General features: G+C 66.6%; 18 protein-coding genes, 3 tRNA genes and 1 pseudogene. 12 read left to right on the forward strand and 10 right to left on the reverse strand.

Features of this window, described 5'->3' with window-relative positions:
- Window positions 1–74 precede the first annotated feature (74 nt).
- Window positions 75–157: transfer RNA gene (locus C1A30_RS24595), tRNA-Leu, on the reverse strand.
- A gap of 260 nt (window positions 158–417) precedes the next feature.
- Between C1A30_RS24595 and C1A30_RS24600 the strand changes: the two genes are divergently transcribed.
- From C1A30_RS24600 to pknB, 7 genes and pseudogenes are all read left to right on the forward strand, one after another.
- On the forward strand, window positions 418–1,848 hold the full coding sequence (locus C1A30_RS24600) for a DUF3662 and FHA domain-containing protein (RefSeq protein WP_101950949.1): 1,431 nt from the start codon (window positions 418–420) through the stop codon (window positions 1,846–1,848).
- A 163-nt stretch (window positions 1,849–2,011) separates the two neighbouring features.
- Window positions 2,012–2,479: an FHA domain-containing protein gene (locus C1A30_RS24605; RefSeq protein ID WP_101950950.1), complete on the forward strand. Its 468-nt coding sequence runs from the start codon at window positions 2,012–2,014 to the stop codon at window positions 2,477–2,479.
- 104 nt (window positions 2,480–2,583) lie between these two features.
- Window positions 2,584–3,009: pseudogene (locus C1A30_RS36450) on the forward strand (PP2C family serine/threonine-protein phosphatase); the annotation flags it as partial.
- Window positions 3,010–3,939: 930 nt separating this feature from the next.
- Window positions 3,940–5,349, forward strand: coding sequence for an FtsW/RodA/SpoVE family cell cycle protein (locus C1A30_RS24615; protein WP_101952857.1), 1,410 nt, complete (start codon window positions 3,940–3,942; stop codon window positions 5,347–5,349).
- Window positions 5,346–6,821 (forward strand): D,D-transpeptidase PbpA, encoded by a 1,476-nt coding sequence (gene pbpA, locus C1A30_RS24620; RefSeq protein WP_101950951.1) that lies wholly within the window; start codon window positions 5,346–5,348, stop codon window positions 6,819–6,821. The genes C1A30_RS24615 and pbpA overlap by 4 nt, the downstream gene beginning before the upstream one ends.
- On the forward strand, window positions 6,818–8,116 hold the full coding sequence (locus C1A30_RS24625; protein ID WP_101950952.1) for a protein kinase: 1,299 nt from the start codon (window positions 6,818–6,820) through the stop codon (window positions 8,114–8,116). Before pbpA ends, C1A30_RS24625 begins: the two co-directional genes overlap by 4 nt.
- Entirely contained in the window at window positions 8,113–9,993 is a 1,881-nt protein-coding gene (gene pknB, locus C1A30_RS24630) for a Stk1 family PASTA domain-containing Ser/Thr kinase (protein ID WP_101950953.1), read from the forward strand. Before C1A30_RS24625 ends, pknB begins: the two co-directional genes overlap by 4 nt.
- On the opposite strand, the gene C1A30_RS24635 is transcribed toward pknB, so the two are convergent.
- Both C1A30_RS24635 and C1A30_RS24640 read right to left on the reverse strand, forming a co-directional pair.
- Complete coding sequence (locus C1A30_RS24635; RefSeq protein ID WP_101950954.1) at window positions 9,971–10,645, reverse strand: aminodeoxychorismate/anthranilate synthase component II; 675 nt, start codon at window positions 10,643–10,645, stop codon at window positions 9,971–9,973. The two genes, pknB and C1A30_RS24635, sit on opposite strands and share 23 nt — an antisense overlap.
- A gap of 71 nt (window positions 10,646–10,716) precedes the next feature.
- Window positions 10,717–11,466 carry a DUF881 domain-containing protein gene (locus C1A30_RS24640; RefSeq protein WP_101950955.1) on the reverse strand — a complete coding sequence of 250 codons (750 nt, stop codon included), beginning with the start codon at window positions 11,464–11,466 and terminating at the stop codon, window positions 10,717–10,719.
- A 96-nt stretch (window positions 11,467–11,562) separates the two neighbouring features.
- Between C1A30_RS24640 and crgA the strand changes: the two genes are divergently transcribed.
- Window positions 11,563–11,826, forward strand: a complete 264-nt coding sequence (gene crgA / locus C1A30_RS24645) for a cell division protein CrgA (RefSeq protein WP_067798178.1) — start codon at window positions 11,563–11,565, stop codon at window positions 11,824–11,826.
- Window positions 11,827–11,981: 155 nt separating this feature from the next.
- A complete protein-coding gene (locus tag C1A30_RS24650; protein WP_101950956.1) occupies window positions 11,982–12,401 on the forward strand; it encodes a PH domain-containing protein in 420 nt (139 codons plus the stop codon).
- Between the two features lie 3 nt (window positions 12,402–12,404).
- On the opposite strand, the gene C1A30_RS24655 is transcribed toward C1A30_RS24650, so the two are convergent.
- Window positions 12,405–12,950: a peptidylprolyl isomerase gene (locus C1A30_RS24655; RefSeq protein ID WP_200828417.1), complete on the reverse strand. Its 546-nt coding sequence runs from the start codon at window positions 12,948–12,950 to the stop codon at window positions 12,405–12,407.
- Window positions 12,951–13,032: 82 nt separating this feature from the next.
- Here C1A30_RS24655 and cwsA point away from each other — a divergent pair, with 82 nt between their 5' ends.
- A complete protein-coding gene (gene cwsA, locus C1A30_RS24660; protein ID WP_101952858.1) occupies window positions 13,033–13,455 on the forward strand; it encodes a cell wall synthesis protein CwsA in 423 nt (140 codons plus the stop codon).
- Window positions 13,456–13,459: 4 nt separating this feature from the next.
- Window positions 13,460–14,809, forward strand: a complete 1,350-nt coding sequence (locus C1A30_RS24665) for an L-serine ammonia-lyase (RefSeq protein WP_101950958.1) — start codon at window positions 13,460–13,462, stop codon at window positions 14,807–14,809.
- A 7-nt stretch (window positions 14,810–14,816) separates the two neighbouring features.
- Here the strand turns inward: C1A30_RS24665 and C1A30_RS24670 are convergent, their stop codons facing one another.
- Window positions 14,817–15,461, reverse strand: a complete 645-nt coding sequence (locus C1A30_RS24670; RefSeq protein ID WP_101950959.1) for a hypothetical protein — start codon at window positions 15,459–15,461, stop codon at window positions 14,817–14,819.
- Window positions 15,462–15,710: 249 nt separating this feature from the next.
- On the opposite strand from C1A30_RS24670, the gene C1A30_RS24675 reads away from it, so the two are divergent.
- Window positions 15,711–15,959, forward strand: coding sequence for a hypothetical protein (locus C1A30_RS24675; protein ID WP_101950960.1), 249 nt, complete (start codon window positions 15,711–15,713; stop codon window positions 15,957–15,959).
- Window positions 15,960–15,972: 13 nt separating this feature from the next.
- Here the strand turns inward: C1A30_RS24675 and C1A30_RS24680 are convergent.
- From C1A30_RS24680 to gyrB, 5 genes are all read right to left on the reverse strand, one after another.
- Window positions 15,973–16,045: transfer RNA gene (locus C1A30_RS24680), tRNA-Ala, on the reverse strand.
- A gap of 129 nt (window positions 16,046–16,174) precedes the next feature.
- A tRNA-Ile gene (locus C1A30_RS24685) sits at window positions 16,175–16,248 on the reverse strand.
- A 126-nt stretch (window positions 16,249–16,374) separates the two neighbouring features.
- Window positions 16,375–17,214 (reverse strand): DUF3566 domain-containing protein, encoded by an 840-nt coding sequence (locus C1A30_RS24690; protein ID WP_101950961.1) that lies wholly within the window; start codon window positions 17,212–17,214, stop codon window positions 16,375–16,377.
- 28 nt (window positions 17,215–17,242) lie between these two features.
- Complete coding sequence (gene gyrA, locus C1A30_RS24695; RefSeq protein ID WP_101950962.1) at window positions 17,243–19,750, reverse strand: DNA gyrase subunit A; 2,508 nt, start codon at window positions 19,748–19,750, stop codon at window positions 17,243–17,245.
- A gap of 34 nt (window positions 19,751–19,784) precedes the next feature.
- Complete coding sequence (gene gyrB, locus C1A30_RS24700; RefSeq protein WP_101950963.1) at window positions 19,785–21,812, reverse strand: DNA topoisomerase (ATP-hydrolyzing) subunit B; 2,028 nt, start codon at window positions 21,810–21,812, stop codon at window positions 19,785–19,787.
- Window positions 21,813–22,049 lie beyond the last annotated feature (237 nt).

The raw sequence follows: 22,049 nt of genomic DNA on the forward strand, positions 1-22,049 counted from the left end.
GACGGGTGTCCGAGGACATTCAAAAGAACGAGGATGTGAATGCGAACATTCACATCCTCGACTCATCACTTGTGTGGGCGAAGGGGGACTTGAACCCCCACGTCCCGAAGGACACTGGCACCTGAAGCCAGCGCGTCTGCCATTCCGCCACTCGCCCCAACAACCGGGGGAGCCTATCACGGTCGACACCCGGTCCCCCAACCGTACCGATCCGTCCCGCTGGCCCTGGCAATACGTTGTGAGTGCATCACGATCAGGCAACGTGACCTGCATCAATTCGATTCTCAGAATTCTGTTGGTCCCGCTGCGACGCGCTCGGCCGATACCATGCAGATAAGTCAAGTGCCCAGGCGACACGCTGGCGCACCGGCCCGTGGGCAGGGCCGACGGACAACTACGAGTGAGGCGGGCGGTGATATGGGTCTGGTCGACCGCATCGAACGCAAACTCGAATCGACTGTCGGCGACGCATTCGCCCGAGTGTTCGGCGGATCGATTGTGCCGCAGGAAGTCGAAGCCATGCTGCGGCGTGAGGCCGACGCCAACGCGCGCGAAGTGCTCGGTGGCCGTATTTTGGCGCCAAACGACTACGTCATTACCCTCAGTGTGCCTGACTATCAGAAAGTGAGCGCCGACCCCGACCTCACGTCATCAACGTTCGCCAAGCACTTGGAGGGATACATCCATGAGCAGGGATGGCAAACGTATGGTGATGTGGTCGTCAGATTCGAGGCATCACCGAACCTGCACACCGGACAGTTTCGCGCGCGTGGAGCGGTCAACCCCGATACGACCAGAGGCGACACCGCCCCACCACCAGACCGTGCGTCCTACGCAGAACCAGGAGTACCAGCGATGAGCGACAATCCCAGTTACCGCGGCCAGGGACAGGGGCGGCCTGCCGACGAGTACTACGACGAGCGCTACCCCCGTCCGGACGATCGCGGCCAGTATCCGCCTCAAGAGGGCGGCTACCCGCAGCAGGGCGACCAGGGTTATCCGCCGCGGCCCGCCTATCCCGACCAGGGCGGCTACCCGGAGCAGGGCGGCTACCCCGATCAGGGCGGCTACCCGGACCAGGGCGGTTACCCGCCGCCGTCCTACGAGCAGCGCCCGCCCGCCGGATACGGCCCGCCTCAGCAGGGCGGCTACCCGGCCCAGGGCGACCGCCAGGCGCCGGGGGGCCAGCCCGGTTATGGCCCGCCGCAGGGCGGCCAGCCCGGCTACGGCCCGCCCGCCGGTGACTACGACTACGGCCGTCAGGCCGACGGCGGCTACGGCCGCCAGGAGCCGCGCCCGGCGTATCCCGACCAGGGCGGCTATCCGGAGCAGGGCGGCTACCCCGATCAAGGCGGATACGGCGGACAGGCCTACGGCCGGCAGGACGCCGGGTACGGCGGCCAGCAGGATTACGGCCGTTACGGCGAGCCGCCCGCCGGCGCCGGATACGCCGAACCGGGTTACGCCGAGCCCGCAGGCGGTGGCGGGTATGACTACGGCCAGCAGGGCCAGCCGGCCGGATACGGCGGCTACGGCCAGGGCGACTACGGGACGACGGGTGCGACGTCGGTCACGCTGCAACTCGATGACGGCAGCGGCCGCACGTACCAGTTGCGCGAGGGTGCCAACGTGATCGGCCGTGGCCAAGACGCCCAATTCCGGCTACCCGACACCGGGGTCTCGCGTCGCCATCTGGAGATCCGATGGGACGGCCAGGTGGCGCTGCTGTCAGACCTGAACTCGACCAACGGCACCACGGTGAACAACGCCCCGGTGCAGGAGTGGCAGCTGGCTGACGGCGACGTGATCCGGTTGGGCCACTCCGAGATCATCGTCCGCGTTCACTGAAAGCTCGGCCCGGTTCTGGCTGGCGACGGCGGGGAGAAGCCAACGCTTCACCCTCACGTCGATCGCTGTCCAAGTATCGTGACGTTGCCGAAGGTGGCTCGGGTGGTATCGGCGGGCCGGCGCAACGCGAACGAGTACGGGACGGGGACGGGAAGGACGTCAGATGCAGGGGTTAGTACTGCAGCTGACGCGCGTCGGATTCCTGTTGTTGCTGTGGTTGTTCATCTGGTCGGTGCTGCGCATCCTGCGGACCGATATCTATGCGCCGACCGGAGCGGTCATGGTGCGGCGGGGTCTGGCGTTGCGCGGCTCGTTGCTGCCCAACCGGGGCCGTCGCAACGTGGTGCGGCAGCTCGTGGTGACCGAGGGCGCGCTGACCGGCACTCGGATCCCGCTGGGCACACAGCCCATCCTGATCGGCCGCGCCGACGACTCCACGCTGGTGCTCACCGACGACTACGCCTCGACCCGGCACGCCAGGCTGTCGCCACGAGGCTCGGAATGGTATGTCGAGGACCTAGGATCGACCAACGGCACATACCTTGACAGGGCGAAGGTGACTACGGCGGTACGGGTTCCGATGGGCACGCCGGTTCGAATCGGCAAGACGGTAATCGAGCTGCGCCCGTGACGCTCGTATTGCGCTATGCCGCGCGCAGCGACCGCGGCTTGGTCCGAGCCAACAATGAGGACTCGGTCTACGCCGGGGCCAGACTGCTTGCCCTCGCCGACGGCATGGGCGGGCACGCCGCCGGTGAGGTGGCCTCCCAGTTGGTCATCGCGGCCCTCGCCCACCTCGACGACGACGAGCCCGGCGGCGATCTGCTGTCCAAGCTCGACTCCGCGGTCCGCGAGGGCAATTCGGCGATCGCCGCACACGTCGAAGCCGATCCCGAGCTGGAGGGCATGGGCACCACGCTCACCGCAATCCTGTTCGCGGGCAACAGGCTTGGCCTGGTGCACATCGGCGACTCCCGCGGCTATCTGCTCCGCGACGGGGAACTGGTCCAGATCACCAAGGACGACACGTTCGTCCAGACGCTGGTCGACGAGGGCCGCATCACTGCCGAGGAGGCACACAGCCATCCGCAGCGCTCGCTGATCATGCGGGCGCTCACCGGGCATGAAGTCGAGCCGACGCTGATCATGCGCGAGGCGCGGGCGGGCGATCGGTACCTGTTGTGCTCCGACGGACTGTCCGATCCGGTCAGCCACGAGACCATCCTCGAGGCGCTGCAGATCCCCGATGTCGCCGAAAGTGCGGACAGGCTCATCGAATTGGCGTTGCGCGGCGGCGGCCCCGACAACGTCACCGTCGTGGTGGCCGACGTCGTCGACTACGACTACGGGCAGACCCAGCCCATCCTTGCAGGCGCGGTATCCGGTGACGACGATCAAACCGCCCCGCCGAACACGGCGGCCGGCCGCGCGTCGGCGTTCAACCCCCGCCGCAACGAAGCCAAACGCGTTCTGCCGCAACCCGAAGAGCCGCAACGCAGGCCGCGGTCACGGCGACGGATGATCATCGCGGCGGTGCTGCTCGTGCTCGTGGTGCTGGCCGGGCTTGCCGTCGGCCGGGAGATCGTGCGCAGTAACTACTACGTCACCGAGCACGACGGCACGGTGTCGATCATGCGCGGTGTTCAGGGTTCCTTTCTGGGTTTAGCACTCCAGGAGCCCTACCTGTTGGGCTGTCTCAACGCCCGAAATGAGTTGTCGCTGATCAGCGTCGGGCAGTCGAAGAGCAACCTGGACTGCCGCATGCTCGGCGTGAACGACATGCGGCCCTCGGAGCGTGCGCAGGTGGTGGCCGGTCTGCCGTCCGGTTCGCTGGACGACGCCATCGCCCAGATCGAGGAGCTTGCCCGCAGCTCGGTCCTGCCGACGTGTGCACCGCGCACGCCGACGTCCACCACCACCTCCCCGACGCCGCATCTGCCCGAAACCCCTGTCGTCCCAGGCATTCCCGAGTCCAGCCCCGGCTCCCCCGAGCCCGAGACCCCGACCACGGTGACCGCTCCCGCGCACCAGAACCGGGAACGAACTGCCGGGAAGTGTCATGACGCCCCGCACACGACGGGCAGCCCTGCCATGACTACCCAACCGCAGTCGCCCGTCACCGTCATGCCGCCGCTGCCGAACCGCCGCAACGCCGAGCTGTTCCTGCTCATCTTCGCGGCGGTGATCACCACGGTGGCGCTGCTTCTGGTCGAGGCCAACCAGGAGCAGGGGCTGCACTGGGACCTCGCCCAATATGCGGTGGCCTATCTCGCCCTGTTCACCGGCGCGCACCTGGCGATCAGGCGCTTCACCCCGTACGCCGATCCGCTGCTGCTGCCGGTCGTCGCGCTGCTCAACGGCCTCGGTCTGGTGATGATTCACCGCCTCGACTTGGCCGCCGGCGGCCCGCTGGGAAAGGGCTTGGGCGGCACGGCAAATCAGCAGATGCTGTGGACGCTGGTGGGTGTCGTCAGTTTCTCGGCGATGGTGATCTTCCTGCGCGACCATCGGATGCTCGCCCGTTACGGCTACGTCTGCGGCGTGACCGGTCTGGTGCTGCTCGTCATTCCCGCTGTGCTGCCCCGCTCGATGTCGGAGCAGAACGGAGCGAAGATCTGGATCGAGTTGCCCGGCTTCTCGATTCAGCCCGCCGAGTTCTCCAAGATCCTGCTGCTCATCTTCTTCGCCGCGGTGCTGGTGGCCAAGCGCAGCGTGTTCACCAGTGCGGGAAAGCATTTCCTCGGCATGGACCTGCCCCGGCCGCGTGACCTGGCTCCGCTGCTGGCGGCCTGGATCGCGTCGGTCGGCGTCATGGTGTTCGAGAAGGACCTCGGCACCTCGCTGCTGCTGTACGCGTCGTTCCTGGTGCTGGTGTACGTGGCCACCGACCGGTTCAGCTGGGTGGTCATCGGCCTAGCCTTGTTCGCCGCGGGAAGCGTTGTCGCCTATTACCTCTTCGACCACGTCCGGGTCCGGGTCGAGACCTGGCTCGATCCGTTCGCCGACCCCGACGGCGCCGGCTATCAGATGGTGCAGTCGCTGTTCAGCTTCGCCACCGGCGGCATCTTCGGCACCGGTCTCGGCAACGGTCAACCGGGTACCGTGCCCGCCGCGTCAACCGACTTCATCATCGCCGCGGTCGGTGAAGAGCTTGGTCTGGTCGGGTTGGCCGCGGTGCTGATGCTGTACACGATCGTGATCATCCGCGGACTGCGCACCGCGATCGCGGTGCGCGACAGCTTCGGCAAGCTGCTGGCCGCCGGATTGGCCGCGACGCTGGCGATCCAGCTGTTCATCGTGGTCGGCGGGGTCACCAGGCTGATCCCGCTGACCGGACTGACGACGCCGTGGATGTCGTACGGCGGTTCCTCGCTGTTGGCGAACTACGTGCTGCTGGCGATCCTGGTGCGCATCTCGCATGCCGCCCGCAGGCCGATCGTCACCCGGCCGCACAACACGCCGATCGCGGCGGCGAGCACCGAGGTGATCGAGAAGGTATGAACACCTCACTGCGCCGGATAGCCGTCACGATCATGGCCCTGATCGTGCTGCTGTTGGCCAATGCCACACTGACGCAAGTCTTTACCGCCGACGGGTTGCGTTCGGATCCGCGCAATCAGCGGGTGCTGCTCGACGAGTACTCGCGGCAGCGGGGCCAGATCTCGGCGGGCGGCCAACTGCTGGCGTATTCGGTGTCGACCAACGGCCGGTTCCGGTTCCTGCGGGTCTACCCCAACCCGCTGGCGTACGCCCCGGTCACCGGGTTCTACTCGTTGAGCTATTCCAGCGCCGGCCTCGAACGCGCCGAGGACACCATCCTCAACGGCTCCGACCAGCGGTTGTTCGGACGGCGGTTGGCTGACTTCTTCACCGGCCGCGACCCGCGCGGCGGCAATGTCGCGACCACCATCAATCCGCAGGTGCAGCAGGCCGCGTGGGATGCGATGGAGGACGGCTGCAACGGCCCGTGCAAGGGCGCGGTGGTGGCGCTGGAGCCGTCGACCGGCAAGGTGCTGGCGATGGTGTCGTCGCCGTCGTATGACCCCAATCTGCTTGCCACCCACGACATTCAGGAGCAGTCGACGGCGTGGCAGCGGCTGCGCGACAACCCCGACTCGCCGCTGCTGAACCGGGCCATCGCCCAGACCTATCCCCCGGGTTCGACGTTCAAGGTGATCACCACCGCGGCCGCGCTGCAGGCCGGTGCCACGGAGAACACCCAGTTGACGTCGGCGCCGCGAATTCCGTTGCCGGACAGCACCGCAACGTTGGAGAACTACGGCGGTGCGGCGTGCGGCGCAGGCCCGACCGCGTCGCTGCGCGATGCGTTCGCCAAGTCCTGTAACACCGCCTTCGTCCAACTCGGCATCAACACCGGGGTGGACAAGCTCCGGTCGACGGCGATGGCGTTCGGGCTCGACAGCCCCGCCCCGGCCATTCCGCTCCAGGTTTCCGAGTCCACCGTCGGCCCGATCGCCGACGCCGCCGCCTTGGGCATGTCGAGTATCGGGCAAAAGGATGTCGCACTGACGCCGCTGCAGAACGCGCTGGTCGCCGCCACCATCGCGAACAAAGGGGTGACCATGCAGCCCTATCTTGTCGATAGTCTGAAGGGACCCGACCTCGCCAACATCAGCACGACGGCTCCGCGCGAGGAGCGTCGGGCGGTGTCCGAGCAGGTGGCGAATACACTTACGGATTTGATGGTCGCCGCCGAGCAGGTGACGCAGCAGAAGGGAGCCATCGCCGGCGTGCAGATCGCATCGAAGACCGGCACGGCGGAGCACGGCACCGATCCGCGCAATACGCCGCCACATGCCTGGTACATCGCTTTCGCGCCGGCATCGGCCCCCAAGGTTGCCGTTGCTGTCGTGGTCGAAAACGGTGGTGACCGGCTGTCTGCGACCGGCGGTGCGGTAGCCGCTCCCATTGGACGCGCCACCATCGCGGCGGCGCTTCGGGAGGGTTCATGAGCGCACGCGTCGGAGTCACGCTGTCCGGCCGGTATCGGCTGCAGCGTCTGATCGCCACCGGCGGCATGGGTCAGGTGTGGGAAGGCATCGACTCCAGGCTCGGCCGCCGCGTCGCGATCAAGGTGCTCAAGGCGGAGTACTCGACCGACCCCGAATTCGTCGAGCGGTTCCGCGCCGAGGCCCGCACCGTCGCGATGCTCAACCACCCCGGCATCGCCAGCGTGTACGACTACGGCGAGACCGAGATGGACGGCGAGGGCCGCACCGCCTATCTGGTGATGGAACTGGTCAACGGCGAACCGCTGAACTCGGTGCTCAAGCGGACCGGACGGCTGTCGTTGCGGCACGCCCTCGACATGCTGGAGCAGACCGGGCGCGCCCTGCAGGTCGCACACACCGCGGGCCTGGTGCATCGCGACGTGAAGCCGGGCAACATCCTGATCACCCCGACCGGCCAGGTCAAGCTCACCGACTTCGGCATCGCCAAGGCGGTCGACGCCGCCCCGGTCACCCAGACCGGCATGGTGATGGGCACCGCGCAGTACATCGCGCCGGAGCAGGCGCTCGGCCATGACGCCACCGCGGCCAGCGACGTGTACTCGCTGGGAGTTGTTGGCTACGAATCCGTTTCGGGCAAACGGCCGTTCACCGGCGACGGTGCGCTGACGGTGGCCATGAAGCACATCAAGGAGACCCCGCCGCCGCTGCCCGCCGCCCTGCCGCCCACCGTGCGCGACCTCATCGAGATCACGCTGGTGAAGACCCCGGGTATGCGGTGCCGGTCCGGCGGGCCGTTCGCCGACGCGGTCGCCGCGGTGCGGTCCGGTCGCCGCCCGCCGCGGCCGAACCAGGCACCGTCGATCGGCAGGGCAGCGCCCACCGCGGTACCGTCTGCCGCGCAGGCACGGGCGGCCGCGGACATGACCGGTCGGGCGCCGGCAACCACGGCCAGGCCGCGCCCCGTCACCGGCAGCCACCGCAGCGCTCCGCCGCCGCGGCGCACGTTCTCGTCAGGCCAGCGCGCGCTGCTGTGGGCCGCGGGCGTGCTCGGCGCCCTGGCCATCGTGATCGCAATCCTGATCGTGCTGAACGCCCAAGACAAGAAGGACCGGCAGTCACCGCCGCCAACCGTGACGAATACGATTACGCAGACAACCCCCTTCCAGTCGCCGACGGCGATGCCCGGTTGGACCGATGAGGGCTCCATCGGTCATGGTGAAGGGGATACCGACTTCGTTGCGTCGCCGGCAAAGGTGCCGGTGGCGCCGTGGGTACCAGAACAGACATGGAAATGACGACCCCGCAGCATCTGTCCGACCGGTATGAACTCGGTGAAATCCTCGGCTTCGGCGGGATGTCCGAGGTGCATTTGGCGCGCGATCTGCGGCTGCACCGCGACGTCGCCATCAAGGTGCTGCGCGCCGACCTGGCCCGCGATCCCAGCTTCTATCTCAGGTTCCGCCGGGAGGCGCAGAACGCGGCGGCGTTGAACCATCCGGCGATCGTTGCGGTCTACGACACCGGCGAGGCGGAGACCGCGACCGGGCCGTTGCCGTACATCGTGATGGAGTACGTCGACGGGGTGACGCTGCGCGACATCGTGCACTCCGAGGGCCCGATGCCGGCCAAGCGGGCCATCGAGGTGATCGCCGACGCCTGCCAGGCGCTGAACTTCAGCCACCAGCACGGCATCATCCACCGCGACGTCAAGCCCGCCAACATCATGATCAGCAAGGCCGGCGCGGTGAAGGTGATGGACTTCGGCATCGCCCGCGCGCTGGCCGACGCCAACAGCGTCACCCAGACCGCCGCGGTGATCGGCACGGCGCAGTACCTGTCGCCCGAGCAGGCCCGCGGCGAAAAGGTCGACGCGCGCTCCGACGTCTACTCGCTGGGCTGCGTACTGTACGAAATCCTCACCGGCGAGCCACCTTTTATCGGCGACTCACCGGTCGCGGTGGCCTATCAGCATGTCCGCGAGGATCCGACGCCGCCGTCGCAGCGGCACAATGACATCTCGCCGGAACTCGACGCGGTGGTGCTCAAGGCGCTGGCGAAGAACCCGGACAACCGCTATCAATCGGCTGCGGAGATGCGCGCCGACCTGGTGCGGGTGCACAGCGGCGAGGCGCCCGAGGCGCCGAAGGTGCTCACCGACGCCGAGCGGACGTCGCTGTTGTCCGCGCCGACCTCGGAGCACCGCACCGACCGGATCGACCCCGTCGGACGCCCGCAGCCCGGATACGACGACAAAGACGACCGCGGCGGGTCGGTCGGGCGCTGGCTCATCGCAGTGGCGGTGCTGGCGGTGCTGACCGTCGTGGTGACGGTCGCCATCAACATGTTCGGGGGCAACACCCGCGACGTGCAGGTGCCCGACGTCCGCAACATGGTCAGCGCCGACGCGATCGCCAAGCTGCAGAACGCTGGCTTCAAGGTCAACCCGCTGCAGAAGTCGGACTCCACGGTGCCGCCCGACCACGTCATCGACACCAACCCGCCGGCCAACACGTCGGTCAGCGCGGGGGACGAGATCACGCTGAACGTGTCGTCGGGCCCGCAGCAGCGTGAGGTCGTCGACTGCAAGAGCATGACCTACGCCGACTGCGTGCAGCGGCTGACCAATGCGGGCTTTGGCAAGTTCAAAGAGTCCCGGTCGGAGTCCACCCCTGAGCAGAAAGACCGGGTGCTGACCACGATCCCCGGCCCGAACCAGACGTCTGCGGTGACCAACGAGATCACCATCGTCGTCGGCGACGGGCCGAGGAGCAGGCAGGTGGCGGACGTCAAGGGGCAGACGGAGGCGCCCGCCAGGCAGATCCTGACGGCGTCGGGCTTCGCGAATGTCGTGCCGGTGCAGGTCGACAGTGCGGCGCCGTGCGGTCAGGTCGTCGGCACGGTGCCGGCCGCCGGACAGGAAGCGCCGGTCGATACCCCGATCCAGTTGCAGCTCTCGCAGTGCAACCAGTTCGTCATGCCCGACGTGCGCGGCGGGTTCTGGACCGATGTGGAACCGAACCTGCGGGCCGGCTACGGCTGGACCGGCCAGTTGATCCGCGCGCCGGACGTGCAGAACAGCGGTCAGCGGACCAACGCGGTGGTGACCCAGAGCCCGGCGGCGGGCACGCCGGTCAACAAGGACGCGCCGATCACGCTGGCGTTCGCGTCGTAGCGGCCTGCACCGCCTCGGCGACCTCGTCCTCGAGTTGCCGCACCAACGACTCCGCGGGCGCGGCGCCGCAGAAGCCGAGCCAGTTGGCCAGCATCCGGTGTCCGCCCTCGGTGAGGATCGACTCGGGGTGGAATTGCACACCGTGAATCGGTAGCTCGACATGACGCACGCCCATGATGACCCCACCCTCGGTCCGGGCGATGACGTCGAGTTCGGCGGGCACGGTGTCCGGCAGGATTGTCAGCGAGTGGTACCGCGTCGCGGTGAACGGGTTCGGAAGCCCTTGCAGCACACCAGTATTCGAGTGGAACACGGTGCTGGTCTTCCCGTGCAGCAGCTCCGGCGCGCGGTCGACGGTGCCGCCGAACGCGACCCCGATGGCCTGGTGACCGAGGCACACCCCCAGCAATGGCGTCTTCGCCGCAGCGCATGCCTTGACCAATGGGATGGACGCGCCTGCGCGTTCCGGAGTGCCGGGGCCGGGGGAGAGCAGCACGCCGTCGAACTGCTCAGCGGCCTTCGCGACGTCGGCGTCGGTGGCCAGGCGCTCGTCGTCGTTGCGACAGACATCCGCGTGCACCCCGAGCTGGCCCAGGTACTGAACCAGGTTGAACACGAAGCTGTCGTAGTTGTCGACGACCAAAACCTGCATCAGGCCAGGCTACAGACCGCGATTTCGGGGTGTTCGGTCGCGACGAGCGCGACTCATCACACCGAAATCACTCAGTAGCCGACCGGGCCTGCGGGCTTCGCGTACTTCATCCGCACCGGTTCGGTGTGCCCGACCAACTCGACCTGCGCCTGCGGCGCCTCGGTGTAGCCCAGGCCGAATCGCACGACGTACTGCTTGTAGAGCGTCACCAGCGGGGTGGCCGCCAGCGCCGCCTGCATGGCCGCCGCGTCGCCGACCGCGGTGATCACATAGGGCGGGCTGTATGTGCGACCGTTCAACAGCAGCGTGTTTCCGACACAGCGCGGGGCCGAGGTGCCGATGATCCGCTGGTCCTGCATCTGGATGCCCTCGGCGCCGGCACTCCACAACGCATTCAGCACCGCCTCGATGTCCTGCTGATGCACCACGAGATCGTCGGGGGAGGCGTCGCGGGGGAAGCGGCCTTCTGCGTCGCGCTGCGCATCGTTGAGGGTGACGACGAGGCCGGGGCCGCGGATCGGGTCCAGGCCCGCGTCGACGGCCAGCTTGGCCGACCGGTTGGTGATCGCCGCCAGCGCCGCATCCGCGCCCGGGGAGCCGCCGTGATGGTTGTCGATGCTCGACGCCAGTGAGTCGCGTTCGGCGGAAAGGCGATCCACCGACGTCTGGGCCTCGCGCACCAGGTCGACCAGGCGCGGCGCGTCGCTACGCCGGATTTCGCTGCCGCCGGAAACGCCGTGTGTTGCTGCCAGCAGCAGACCCGCCAGCAGACAGACCACCGGCACGCCGAACCGCCAGGCGCTACGGCGCGGCTTGTCCATCAGCTCGTCTCCAGGAATTCTTGGCTAGGGTGCTCCTGCGTTAGGCTCGTAGTTACATCGTCGCACTGTGTACGCAGATTGTCCGCAAAGGTAGCCATGCCCAAGTCCAAGGTTCGCAAGAAGAACGACTTCACCATCAACCCGGTGAGCCGGACGCCGGTCAAGGTCAAGGCCGGGCCGTCGAGCGTGTGGTTCGTCGTGTTGTTCTGCGGTTTGATGCTCATCGGCCTGGTGTGGCTGCTCGTCTTCCAGCTCGCGTCGAACGCGATCCCGTTCCTGGCCGACCTCGGCCCGTGGAACTACGCCATCGCCTTTGCTTTCATGATCACCGGGTTGTTGCTCACGATGCGGTGGCGCTAGCCCCACCGACCATCGGTATGAATTCAACTTGGTCTACGCGCGTTACCCATTTAGCAACCTTGCGGTCACCGGATCACACCGATGTGATTCATCCCCATTGGGGATAGCACTTGTGGATAACCCCATTAGCAACGGTAAAAGGGTGTTAGTTACCAATGCAGCAAACTGAGTGGAGCCCTTCCACGCTCGGAATCGCAGCTTGCGGCATGATCGGGCTTATCTTGGCTATCGCTGCTGTGACCGTGATCACAGATCCTCCCGGCCGCATTCTGCTGGGGATTGCCGCAGTGGGTTTGCTCGTGTTTGCAAGCGCGTCGTGGCGCGCACGACCAAAACTGGCAATCCGTGACGATGGTCTAGTTATCCGCGGGTGGACGGGCTCAAACCTGCTTCGCCCCGCCGATATCAAGATCATCCGGATCACCGAGTTCCGTCGGTTGGCCCGGAAAGTACGGCTGCTCGAGATCGACACCAATGACGATCAACTGGTGGTGCTGACCCGATGGGATCTGGGCACCGACCCGCTCAACGTGCTCGACGCATTGACTGCCGCCGGCTATGCCGGCTCTCGTTGAGCCTCAGGACACCGTGATCGACTCGATCACCACCGGATCGGTGGGCCGGTCGCTGCGGTCCGTTGGCGTCGTGGCGATGGCGTCGACCACCTTCTGCGACTCGGGGTCGACGACCTCGCCGAAGATCGTGTGCCTGCGGTTCAGGTGCGGCGTCTTGCCGACCGTGATGAAGAACTGCGAGCCGTTGGTGCCGGGCCCTGCGTTGGCCATCGCGAGCAGGTAGGGCTTGTCGAACTGCAACTCGGGGTGGAATTCATCGGCGAACTGGTAGCCGGGGCCGCCGCGACCGGTGCCGGTCGGGTCGCCGCCCTGGATCATGAAACCGTCGATGACGCGGTGGAAGACCGCGCCGTCGTAGAACGGACCCGACGAGCCGCCCGACGCGTTCTCGGTGCTGTAGTCCTTGGTGCCCTGCGCCAGCCCGACAAAGTTCGCGACGGTCTTGGGGGCGTGGTTTCCGAACAGTGCGATCTTGATGTCACCGCGGTTGGTGTGCAGGGTCGCGGTCGCGGTCTGAATGGGGCTCGTCACGGGATGACAGTGTGCCACCTGCCGTCCAACGGCCGACGCGGGGTGGCACTTGGTGGCAGGCTGGGAGGCGACTGACGATCACGCCGCGGAAGAGGTGGACATGAGCTTGAAGACGGACGTCCGGTTGACCCCGAGCCAGCGGTTGGGCCGAGGCTTGAAGTACACCGCGGTCGGTCCGGTCGACGTCACCCGCGGCACAGTTGGGCTGAGTCTGCAGGGCGCCCAGTCGGCGGCCGAGCGGATCCGCCGCAGCCTTGAGAAGAGCAGGCTGGCCAAGGAGATCGGCGAGGCGCAGGACACCATCGCTCAGGAACTCGCGGCGGCGCAGGACGTGATCGCGAGCCTGCCCGCCGTGATCGCCGACGCCCGCAAGCCCAAGCGCAGGCGGCGGCCTCTGGTGATCATCGCGGTGGGCGCGGCGGTGCTGGCCGGGGGAGCGGTGGCGTTCTCGATCGTCCGCCGGTCGATGCAGCCGGAACCGTCGCCGTTGCCGCCAAGCGTCGACGTGACGCCAAGACCGTAATCCCATGGCCGTCTCGGTCTTTGATCTGTTCTCCATTGGTATCGGGCCGTCGAGTTCGCACACCGTGGGGCCGATGCGCGCCGCCGGGCGGTTCGCGCGACACCTCAGCGACGACGGGCTGTTGCCCGATGTGGCGCGGGTACGCGTCGAGTTGTACGGGTCGCTGGGCGCGACCGGCGCCGGGCACGGCACGCCCGGCGCGGTGGTGCTCGGACTGGAGGGCAACGAACCCGAGACCATCGATCCGGCGTTCGCCCGGACCAGGGTCGAGGAGATCAACTCCGGCGGCAAGCTGTTGCTGGCCGGCACCCACACGATTCTGTTCGACCACGCTGCTGACATCGTTTTGTCGTTGCGTGCCATGAAGTTTCACAGCAACGGCATGGTGTTCTCAGCCTTCGACAGCGACGGCGCCGAACTGTCGCGGCGCGTGTACTACTCGGTCGGCGGCGGCTTTGTCGTCGACGAGCACGAAGCCGCGCATCCCCGCGCAGAGCCCGCTGTCCCGTATCCGTTCAACACCGCCGAGGAACTGGTCCGGCTTGCGACCGAAAACCATTGCAGCATCGCGGAATTGATGGCCCGCAACGAGGCGGCGTTGGGCCGCGAACCCGATCTGCGAGCAGGCCTGCTGCGGATCTGGGCGGCGTTTCAGGAGTGCGTCAGCGCGGGCCTGGCCGCGTCGGGCACGCTGCCGGGCAGGCTGCGGGTCAAGCGGCGCGCACGTCTGCTAGCTGAGTCGCTCGATGCCGACGATCCGCTGTACGCGATGGACTGGTTGACGGTGTACGCGCTGGCCGTCAACGAGGAGAACGCCGCGGGCGGGCGGGTGGTGACGGCGCCGACCAACGGGGCGGCGGGCGTGATTCCGGCTGTCCTGCACTACTATTCGCGTTTCGTCCCCGGCGCCACCGACGACGGCATCGTGGAGTTCCTGCTGACGGCCGCGGCGATCGGTCAGCTGTTCAAGGCCAACGCGTCGATCTCCGGCGCTGAGGTCGGTTGTCAGGGCGAGGTCGGTTCGGCGTGCTCGATGGCCGCCGCCGGATTGGCGGCAGTGCTGGGCGGATCACCGGCCCAGGTGGAGAACGCCGCCGAGATCGGCATCGAACACAACCTCGGGTTGACCTGCGACCCGGTCGGCGGCCTGGTGCAGATCCCGTGCATCGAGCGCAACGCCGTCGCCGCGGTCAAGGCGATCACCGCGGCGCGAATGGCGTTGCACGGGGACGGAACTCATCACGTCAGTCTGGACACCGCGATCAAGACGATGCGCGATACCGGCGCCGACATGAAGGACAAGTACAAGGAGACGTCGAAGGGCGGACTGGCCCTGAACGTCGTCGAGTGCTGACCGGCGGTCAGTTCATCAAGCCCGGCCGGTCCCGCGGGGCGGAGTTGTCCGCGCCGATCTGCAGAGCCCGGTTGTAGTGCGCGAGTGCGGAATTCACGTGCGAGGTGAAGGCGTCGATCTCACCCTGTCCCGCATCGGGCCCGGCGTTGAGACAGATGCTGGCCGCGGAGCCGATCTCATCGACGACGGCCTGGACTTCGGACGTCAACGCTTTTACGGGCGTCGGCAGCATGCTGCTGAGCCGTTGGTTCGCTGAACTCATCCGCTGACAGGCCGCCTTGGCGCCTGCGACGTCGCGCGCGGAGATGGCCGCTTCCGCACTGCGGATGGCGCTTTGGATGTCCTGGCCTGCGTCGGTGGCCTTGGCCGCCCACGCCAACACCGGGTTGGAGGCCGACGGCGCCCTGACGGTGCCCTGACCGCCGACCTCAGAGTTCATGTCCGGGAAGAACTGCGGCAGGGTGTTCGGGCGTGGAACCCAGGGGGTCGCGTCCGTGGTCGAGGCTGCCGCCGACGGCACCGACCCCATCTCCGTGCCCCCGGTGACGATCGTCGTAGTCACCGCTCCCAGGCCGAGCGCGACGGCGCCCGCCGCTACCCATTGCGTGCGCCTGCGCGAGCGCCTGCCCTGATCGGTGTCGTCACGGTTCATCGTTGCCCCCCAGTTCCCAAATACGACTTCGACAGTTAACTGTAGATGACAGCCGCGCTTAAAAATACAGGGAATTCCTGTTGATATCTCAATAGCTCTAGTTGCCAGATTATCAGCGAGCACAATGCGCAGAACTTGCTTATCGCTCGTTGTGCGGGCAGTGCGCACAAGCGAGCCAGCAACCATCCCGCGGACTTACGTTCGGCGAGCAGGTTCACACGGAACCACTCAACAAAGAAAGGCCGAACCATGAAGATCCGCAATTTCATCACGCCCGCCCTGCTCGCCGCGGGCGGCGCCGCCGCGATCACCCTCGCACCGCTGGCTCAAGCGGACGCAACGCCACCGCCGTGCAGTTTCACGGGCAATGCCAGCGTGTGTCAGACGGAAGGCAACGCACAGGTGAGTGCTCTGCCGCCGACGTTCGACTCGCAGGCGCAGTATCCGTTCGGGGAGTACGGCGGGCTGCTGTTCCATCACCGCGGCCGGCATGGCTAGCAAGGGTTGACTGTGGAGCCTAGGAGAATCGAACTCCTGACATCTACCTTGCAAAGGTAGCGCTCTACCAACTGAGCTAAGGCCCCTGATGTGGTCAGGACGGCACGTCGGCCGCGGTGTGCCACACCTCGACGCCGTGCCGCGACCGCCACACCAGCACCGCAACGGCGATGGCCGCGAGCACGAACACCAGCCTCAAGGTATGCACCTTTCCGTGGGGCTAGGAGGACTCGAACCTCCGACCTCTTCGTTATCAGCGAAGCGCTCTAACCGCCTGAGCTATAGCCCCGAAATGCGTACGGCCGAGCGACGAGATTACCTCACCGCTGTGCCGCCGCCCAAACTGATTCCCCCAGTCGTCCCCCTGCCCCTTCGGGGCGGGAGGTGCCCCCAGCGCTCCTACCCCGCCGGGATCTCAATCCCTGTCGGCCAGCGTGACTTCCACCCCACCCACCAGATCGGTGGTCAAGTTGTAGATGAACGCCGCACAGGTCGCCATCGCCGTCAGCAGCACGATGTTCACCAGGCCGATCAACGCGGCCCCGCCGAAGATCGTTCCGCTGGACACCAACTCACCACCGGAGCTGCCGCCCGCGCTGGTCAGCAGGTCGCCGACGTTGCTGTTCAACTTGCTCCACACGCCCATGCCGCCGAGCACCAGGTACAGGAACGCGACCGCGATCATCCACACGAAGAACAGCGCCACCGACAGCACCAGCGAAACCTTCAACGTGCTCCACGGATCGATGCGGCGGATCTGCATGCTGGCCCGCACCGGCCCCTTGTGCCGGGTGCTGACCTGCACGCGATTGGACGCCGCGGGCCTGCTGGCCGGCTCCGACGTCGGCCGCTGCTGTTCCTTGCGCGGCTGCGCCGGTCGCGGCGCGGGCCCCGACAGGTCGGGCAGCTCACTGGCGTAACTCTCGGGCCGCACCGTCTCGGTGCGCTCACCGAACGCAGGCGCGTCCTGTTCGTGCGACGGCGCCTGCGCGGACGACCCGGACCCGCCGGCAATGAACCGGTTCAGCCGAGCGTCCACACCGGCGTTGTGGCCACCCTCGGGAGCTTGACGCTGCGGCTGACGTGGGGCCCGGTTCGCGGGCCCCCGCTGCCACGGTGGGACGTCGTTGCCGCCGCGGGCTGCCGCGTTGCCGAGCGAGCCGTTCTCCTTCGACGACGGCGCGCCACCGGAGCCGTTGGCGCTGCCGGGGGCGTCGCCCGCGCGGGGGTACCCCGGCTCGTTCGGTGAACTCACCTACGGCTCCTTACCTGTCCGCCACCGGCTACTCACCGACGTCGGTGTTGACCTCGTCGGTACTGTCGCCCTCTTCCGCGTTGCGCGCAATGGCAATCAGTGTGTCGCCCTCACCCAGGTTCATCAAGCGAACACCCTTGGTCTGCCGCCCGGCCTTGCGGACCTGGCGAGCCGCCGTCCGGATGACGCCCCCACCGGAGGTGATGGCATACAACTCTGTGTCGTCATCGACAATCAACGCTCCGACCAGAGTGCCACGGCGCTTGTCGAACTGGATCGTCAGCACCCCTTTGCCGCCGCGGCCCTGAACCGGGTACTCGTCGATCGCGGTCCGCTTCGAGTAGCCGCCGGACGTCGCGACCAGCAAATATGTGTCCGGCCGGACCACGTTCAGCGACAGCAGGGTGTCCTCTTCGTTGAACCGCATGCCCTGCACACCGGAGGTCGCCCGACCCATCGGACGCAGCGCCTCATCGGTTGCTGAGAACCGGATCGACTGGCCCTTGGCCGACACCAGCAGCAGGTCGTCTTCCGCCGAGCACAGCACCGCGCCAACCAGTTCGTCACCGTCACGAAGGTTCACCGCGACGATGCCGCCGGAGCGATTGGAGTCGAAGTCGGTGAGCTTGGACTTCTTCACCAGACCCTTCTTGGTGGCCAACACCAGATACGGCGCATCCTCGTAACTCTTGATCTGGATGACCTGGGCGATGCGCTCCTCCGGCTGGAAGGCCAGCAGGTTCGCGACGTGCTGACCGCGCGCGGTCCGCGACGCCTCCGGCAGGTCGTACGCCTTGGCGCGGTACACCCGGCCCTGCGTGGTGAAGAACAGGATCCAGTCATGCGTCGAGCACACGAAGAAGTGGTTGACGATGTCGTCCTGCTTGAGCCCCGCGCCCTGGACTCCCTTACCGCCGCGCTTCTGGCTGCGGTACAGGTCGGTCTTGGTGCGCTTGGCGTAGCCGGTCTCGGTGATCGTGACGACGACGTTCTCGCGGGCGATCAGGTCCTCGTCGCTGACGTCGCCGTCTGCGGCGACGATGCGCGTCAACCGGTCGTCGCCGTACTTGTCGACGATCTCGCCGAGCTCGTCGCGCACGATGGCGCGCTGCCGTTCGGGCTTGGCCAGGATGTCTTCCAGGTCGGCGATCTCGGCCTCGATCTTGGCCAGATCGTCGACGATCTTCTGCCGTTCCAGGGCCGCCAGCCTGCGCAACTGCATGTCCAGGATCGCCTGGGCCTGGATCTCGTCGATGTCGAGCAACTCGATCAAGCCCTGCCGGGCGACGTCGACGGTCTCCGACGCCCGGATCAACGCGATCACCTCGTCGAGCGCGTCGAGCGCCTTGACCAGACCGCGCAGGATGTGGGCCCGCTCGTTGGCCTTGCGCAGCCGATAGGTGGTGCGCCTGACGATGACGTCGAGTTGGTGGTTGACGTAGTGCCGGATCAGCTGGTCCAGGCGCAGCGTGCGGGGCACGCCGTCGACGATCGCCAGCATGTTGGCGCCGAAGCTGGTCTGCAGCTGGGTGTGCTTGTAGAGGTTGTTCAGCACCACCTTGGCGACCGCATCGCGCTTGAGCTCCACCACAATTCGCAGACCGACGCGGTCACTGGACTGGTCCTCGATGTTCGAGATGCCTGCCAGCTTGCCGTCGCGCACCTGCTCGGCGATCGAGGTGATGAAGTTGTCGTGGTTCACCTGGTACGGAAGCTCGGTGATCACGATGCCGGTGCGGCCGCGGTTGTCCTCTTCGATCTCGCAGACGCCGCGCATGCGCACCGACCCGCGGCCGGTCTTGTACATGTCGGAGATGCCCTGCGACCCGACGATCAGACCCTTGGTGGGGAAGTCGGGCCCCTTGACGCGTTCGCAGACCGCCTCCAGGGTGGCTTCCTCGTCGGCGTCGTGGTTCTCCAGGCACCAGTACACCGCCTCGGCCAGCTCACGCAGGTTGTGCGGCGGGATGTTGGTGGCCATGCCGACCGCGATACCGCCCGAGCCGTTGGCGAGCAGGTTCGGGAAGCGGCTCGGCAGTACCGTCGGCTCCTGCACACGCCCGTCGTAGTTCGGGATGAAATCGACTGTCTCCTCGTCGATTTCGCGCAGCATCTCCATCGCCAACGGAGTCAGCCGCGCTTCTGTGTACCTCATGGCCGCCGGCGGATCGTTACCCGGCGAGCCGAAGTTGCCCTGGCCGTCGACCAGCGGGTAGCGCAGCGACCACGGCTGGGCCATCCGGACCAGGGTGTCGTAGATCGACGCGTCGCCGTGCGGGTGGTAGTTGCCCATCGTTTCGGCAACGGAGCGCGCCGATTTCGCGTGACTGCGATCCGGGCGGAAGCCCGAGTCGTACATCGCGTAGAGCACCCGGCGGTGCACCGGCTTGAGGCCGTCACGCACCTCGGGCAGCGCGCGCCCGACGATGACGCTCATCGCGTAGTCGATGTAGCTGCGCTGCATCTCCTGCTGAATGTCGACAGGCTCGATGCGGTCGCCGGCTTCGTCGCCTGGCGGCAACGTGGTATCAGTCATGAATTTTCAGCCCTATTGGTTGTCTACTTAGCCACTAAACATCAAGGAAGCGAACATCTTTGGCGTTGCGCGTGATGAAGCTGCGGCGCGCCTCGACGTCCTCGCCCATCAGGATGGAGAACAATTCGTCGGCGGCTGCGGCGTCGTCCAACGTCACCTGACGCAGCACCCGCACCGACGGATCCATGGTGGTTTCCCACAACTCCTTGGCGTCCATCTCGCCGAGACCCTTGTAGCGCTGGATGCCGTCGTCGACGTTGATCTTCTTGCCGGCCTTCTTGCCTGCCTCCAGCAGACCGTCGCGTTCGCGGTCTGAGTAGGCGAACTCCGGTTCGGAGCGCTGCCACTTCAGCTTGTACAGCGGCGGTTGCGCCAGGAACACGTGGCCGTTCTCGATCAGCGGCTTCATGAACCGGAACAACAGCGTCAGCAGTAGCGTCGAGATGTGCTGGCCGTCGACGTCGGCGTCGGCCATCAGCACGATCTTGTGATAGCGCAGCTTGGTGATGTCGAACTCGTCGTGAATGCCGGTGCCCAGCGCGGTGATGATCGCCTGGACTTCGGTGTTCTTCAGCACCCGGTCGATGCGCGCCTTTTCGACATTGATGATCTTGCCGCGCAACGGCAGGATCGCCTGGAACATCGAATCGCGACCGCTCTTGGCCGAGCCGCCTGCCGAATCGCCCTCCACCACATAGAGTTCCGACTTACGCGGATCGGTGGAGCGGCAGTCCGCCAGCTTGCCGGGCAGGCCGCCGATGTCCGTCGCGCTCTTGCGGCGCACCAACTCACGCGCCTTGCGAGCCGCGATCCGCGCCTGCGCCGACGAGACCGCTTTGTTCACAACGGTTTTCGCCTCGGCCGGATTGGCCTCGAACCAGTGGCTCATCTGCTCGTTGCAGATCTTCTGCACGAACGACTTCACCTCGGTGTTGCCGAGCTTGGTCTTCGTCTGGCCTTCGAACTGCGGTTCGGCCACCTTGACCGAGATCACCGCGGCCAAGCCCTCACGGATGTCGTCGCCGGTGAGGTTGGGATCCTTGTCCTTGAGGAGCTTCTTGTCCTTCGCGTACTTGTTCACCACGCTGGTCAGCGCGGCGCGGAACCCCTCTTCGTGGGTGCCGCCCTCATGGGTGTTGATCGTGTTGGCGAAGGTGTGCACCGACTCGGAGTAGCCGGCGTTCCACTGCATCGCGATCTCCACCTCGTGACCTTCGCCCTTGCCTGCGAAGTCGACGATGCTCTGGTGGATGGGCGTTTTCGTCCGGTTGATGTGCTTGACGAAGTCGACAAGACCACCGGGGTAGTGGAAGGTGCGGTGCTTCACCTTGTGCGGACCCGACGCCTCGGCCGCTTTTTCCTCCGCCGACTTCGGCGCCTCGGCGGTGTCGCTGACGACCTCGTCGGTGACCTCCTCGGCCGACACCCGCTCATCGGACAGGGTGATGGTCAGGCCCTTGTTGAGGAAGGCCATCTCCTGCAGCCTGCGGGCCACCGTTTCGAAGTCGTAGTTGGTGGTCTCGAAGACATTGGGATCGGCCCAGAACCTGATGGTCGTGCCGGTCTTCTTGGTCTTCTCGCCCTGCTTGAGCGTGCCGGGGACCGAGTTGTCGTAGGTCTGGAACCACTCGTACCCGTCGGTGCGGATGTCCGCCTCCAAGCGGGTGGACAGCGCGTTGACCACCGAGACGCCCACGCCGTGCAACCCGCCGGAGACGCTGTAGGCGCCTTCCTCGAATTTGCCGCCCGCGTGCAGCACCGTCATCACGACGTCGACGGTGGGGATGCCGGTCGAGTGCATGGCCACCGGGATGCCGCGGCCGTTGTCGGTGACCTCGACGCCCCCGTCGTCGAGGAGTCGGACGGACACCTCGGTGGCGAAGCCGGCCATCGCCTCGTCAACCGCGTTGTCCACGACCTCCCAGATGAGGTGGTGCAGACCTCGTTCACCGGTGGATCCGATGTACATGCCGGGTCGTTTGCGGACGGCCTCGAGGCCCTCGAGGACCTTGATCGAATCGGCGCCGTACTGTTCCTGTGCTTTCTTCTTAGCAGCAGCCACGGGCGGAAGCTTCCCTACTTTCTGAATGGGGGGTGGTGCTCTGACGGCGAATCGGTCACCGTCGGCAAGTCATGAGAACAGTCTACCGGGAGATAGTGCCAGGACCGATTCTGAGGCGGCGTTTCTGCACACCTATTTGCGCCGTCTGTGGAATTTCTCGATCTCAGGTGCGTGAAGTCGCTCAGGAGGTAGGCTCGCGGCCTTCTGGCGGCTCTCAGCCCACCGGCAACGACGGCC

Origin of the sequence: Mycobacterium sp. 3519A (assembly GCF_900240945.1) — a bacterium.
Taxonomy (GTDB): Bacteria; Actinomycetota; Actinomycetes; order Mycobacteriales; family Mycobacteriaceae; genus Mycobacterium.

What these genes read in the sequence shown, in the direction of transcription:
- C1A30_RS24625 (WP_101950952.1), top strand. Translation starts at nt 6,818, where the DNA reads ATGAGCGCACGCGTCGGAGTCACGCTGTCCGGCCGGTATCGGCTGCAG.
- C1A30_RS24640 (WP_101950955.1), bottom strand. Translation starts at nt 11,466, where the DNA reads ATGGACAAGCCGCGCCGTAGCGCCTGGCGGTTCGGCGTGCCGGTGGTC.
- C1A30_RS24665 (WP_101950958.1), top strand. Translation starts at nt 13,460, where the DNA reads ATGGCCGTCTCGGTCTTTGATCTGTTCTCCATTGGTATCGGGCCGTCG.
- pbpA (WP_101950951.1), top strand. Translation starts at nt 5,346, where the DNA reads ATGAACACCTCACTGCGCCGGATAGCCGTCACGATCATGGCCCTGATC.
- C1A30_RS24635 (WP_101950954.1), bottom strand. Translation starts at nt 10,645, where the DNA reads ATGCAGGTTTTGGTCGTCGACAACTACGACAGCTTCGTGTTCAACCTG.
- pknB (WP_101950953.1), top strand. Translation starts at nt 8,113, where the DNA reads ATGACGACCCCGCAGCATCTGTCCGACCGGTATGAACTCGGTGAAATC.
- C1A30_RS24650 (WP_101950956.1), top strand. Translation starts at nt 11,982, where the DNA reads ATGCAGCAAACTGAGTGGAGCCCTTCCACGCTCGGAATCGCAGCTTGC.
- C1A30_RS24605 (WP_101950950.1), top strand. Translation starts at nt 2,012, where the DNA reads ATGCAGGGGTTAGTACTGCAGCTGACGCGCGTCGGATTCCTGTTGTTG.
- C1A30_RS24615 (WP_101952857.1), top strand. Translation starts at nt 3,940, where the DNA reads ATGACTACCCAACCGCAGTCGCCCGTCACCGTCATGCCGCCGCTGCCG.
- C1A30_RS24670 (WP_101950959.1), bottom strand. Translation starts at nt 15,461, where the DNA reads ATGAACCGTGACGACACCGATCAGGGCAGGCGCTCGCGCAGGCGCACG.
- gyrA (WP_101950962.1), bottom strand. Translation starts at nt 19,750, where the DNA reads ATGACTGATACCACGTTGCCGCCAGGCGACGAAGCCGGCGACCGCATC.
- C1A30_RS24675 (WP_101950960.1), top strand. Translation starts at nt 15,711, where the DNA reads ATGAAGATCCGCAATTTCATCACGCCCGCCCTGCTCGCCGCGGGCGGC.
- C1A30_RS24600 (WP_101950949.1), top strand. Translation starts at nt 418, where the DNA reads ATGGGTCTGGTCGACCGCATCGAACGCAAACTCGAATCGACTGTCGGC.
- crgA (WP_067798178.1), top strand. Translation starts at nt 11,563, where the DNA reads ATGCCCAAGTCCAAGGTTCGCAAGAAGAACGACTTCACCATCAACCCG.
- cwsA (WP_101952858.1), top strand. Translation starts at nt 13,033, where the DNA reads ATGAGCTTGAAGACGGACGTCCGGTTGACCCCGAGCCAGCGGTTGGGC.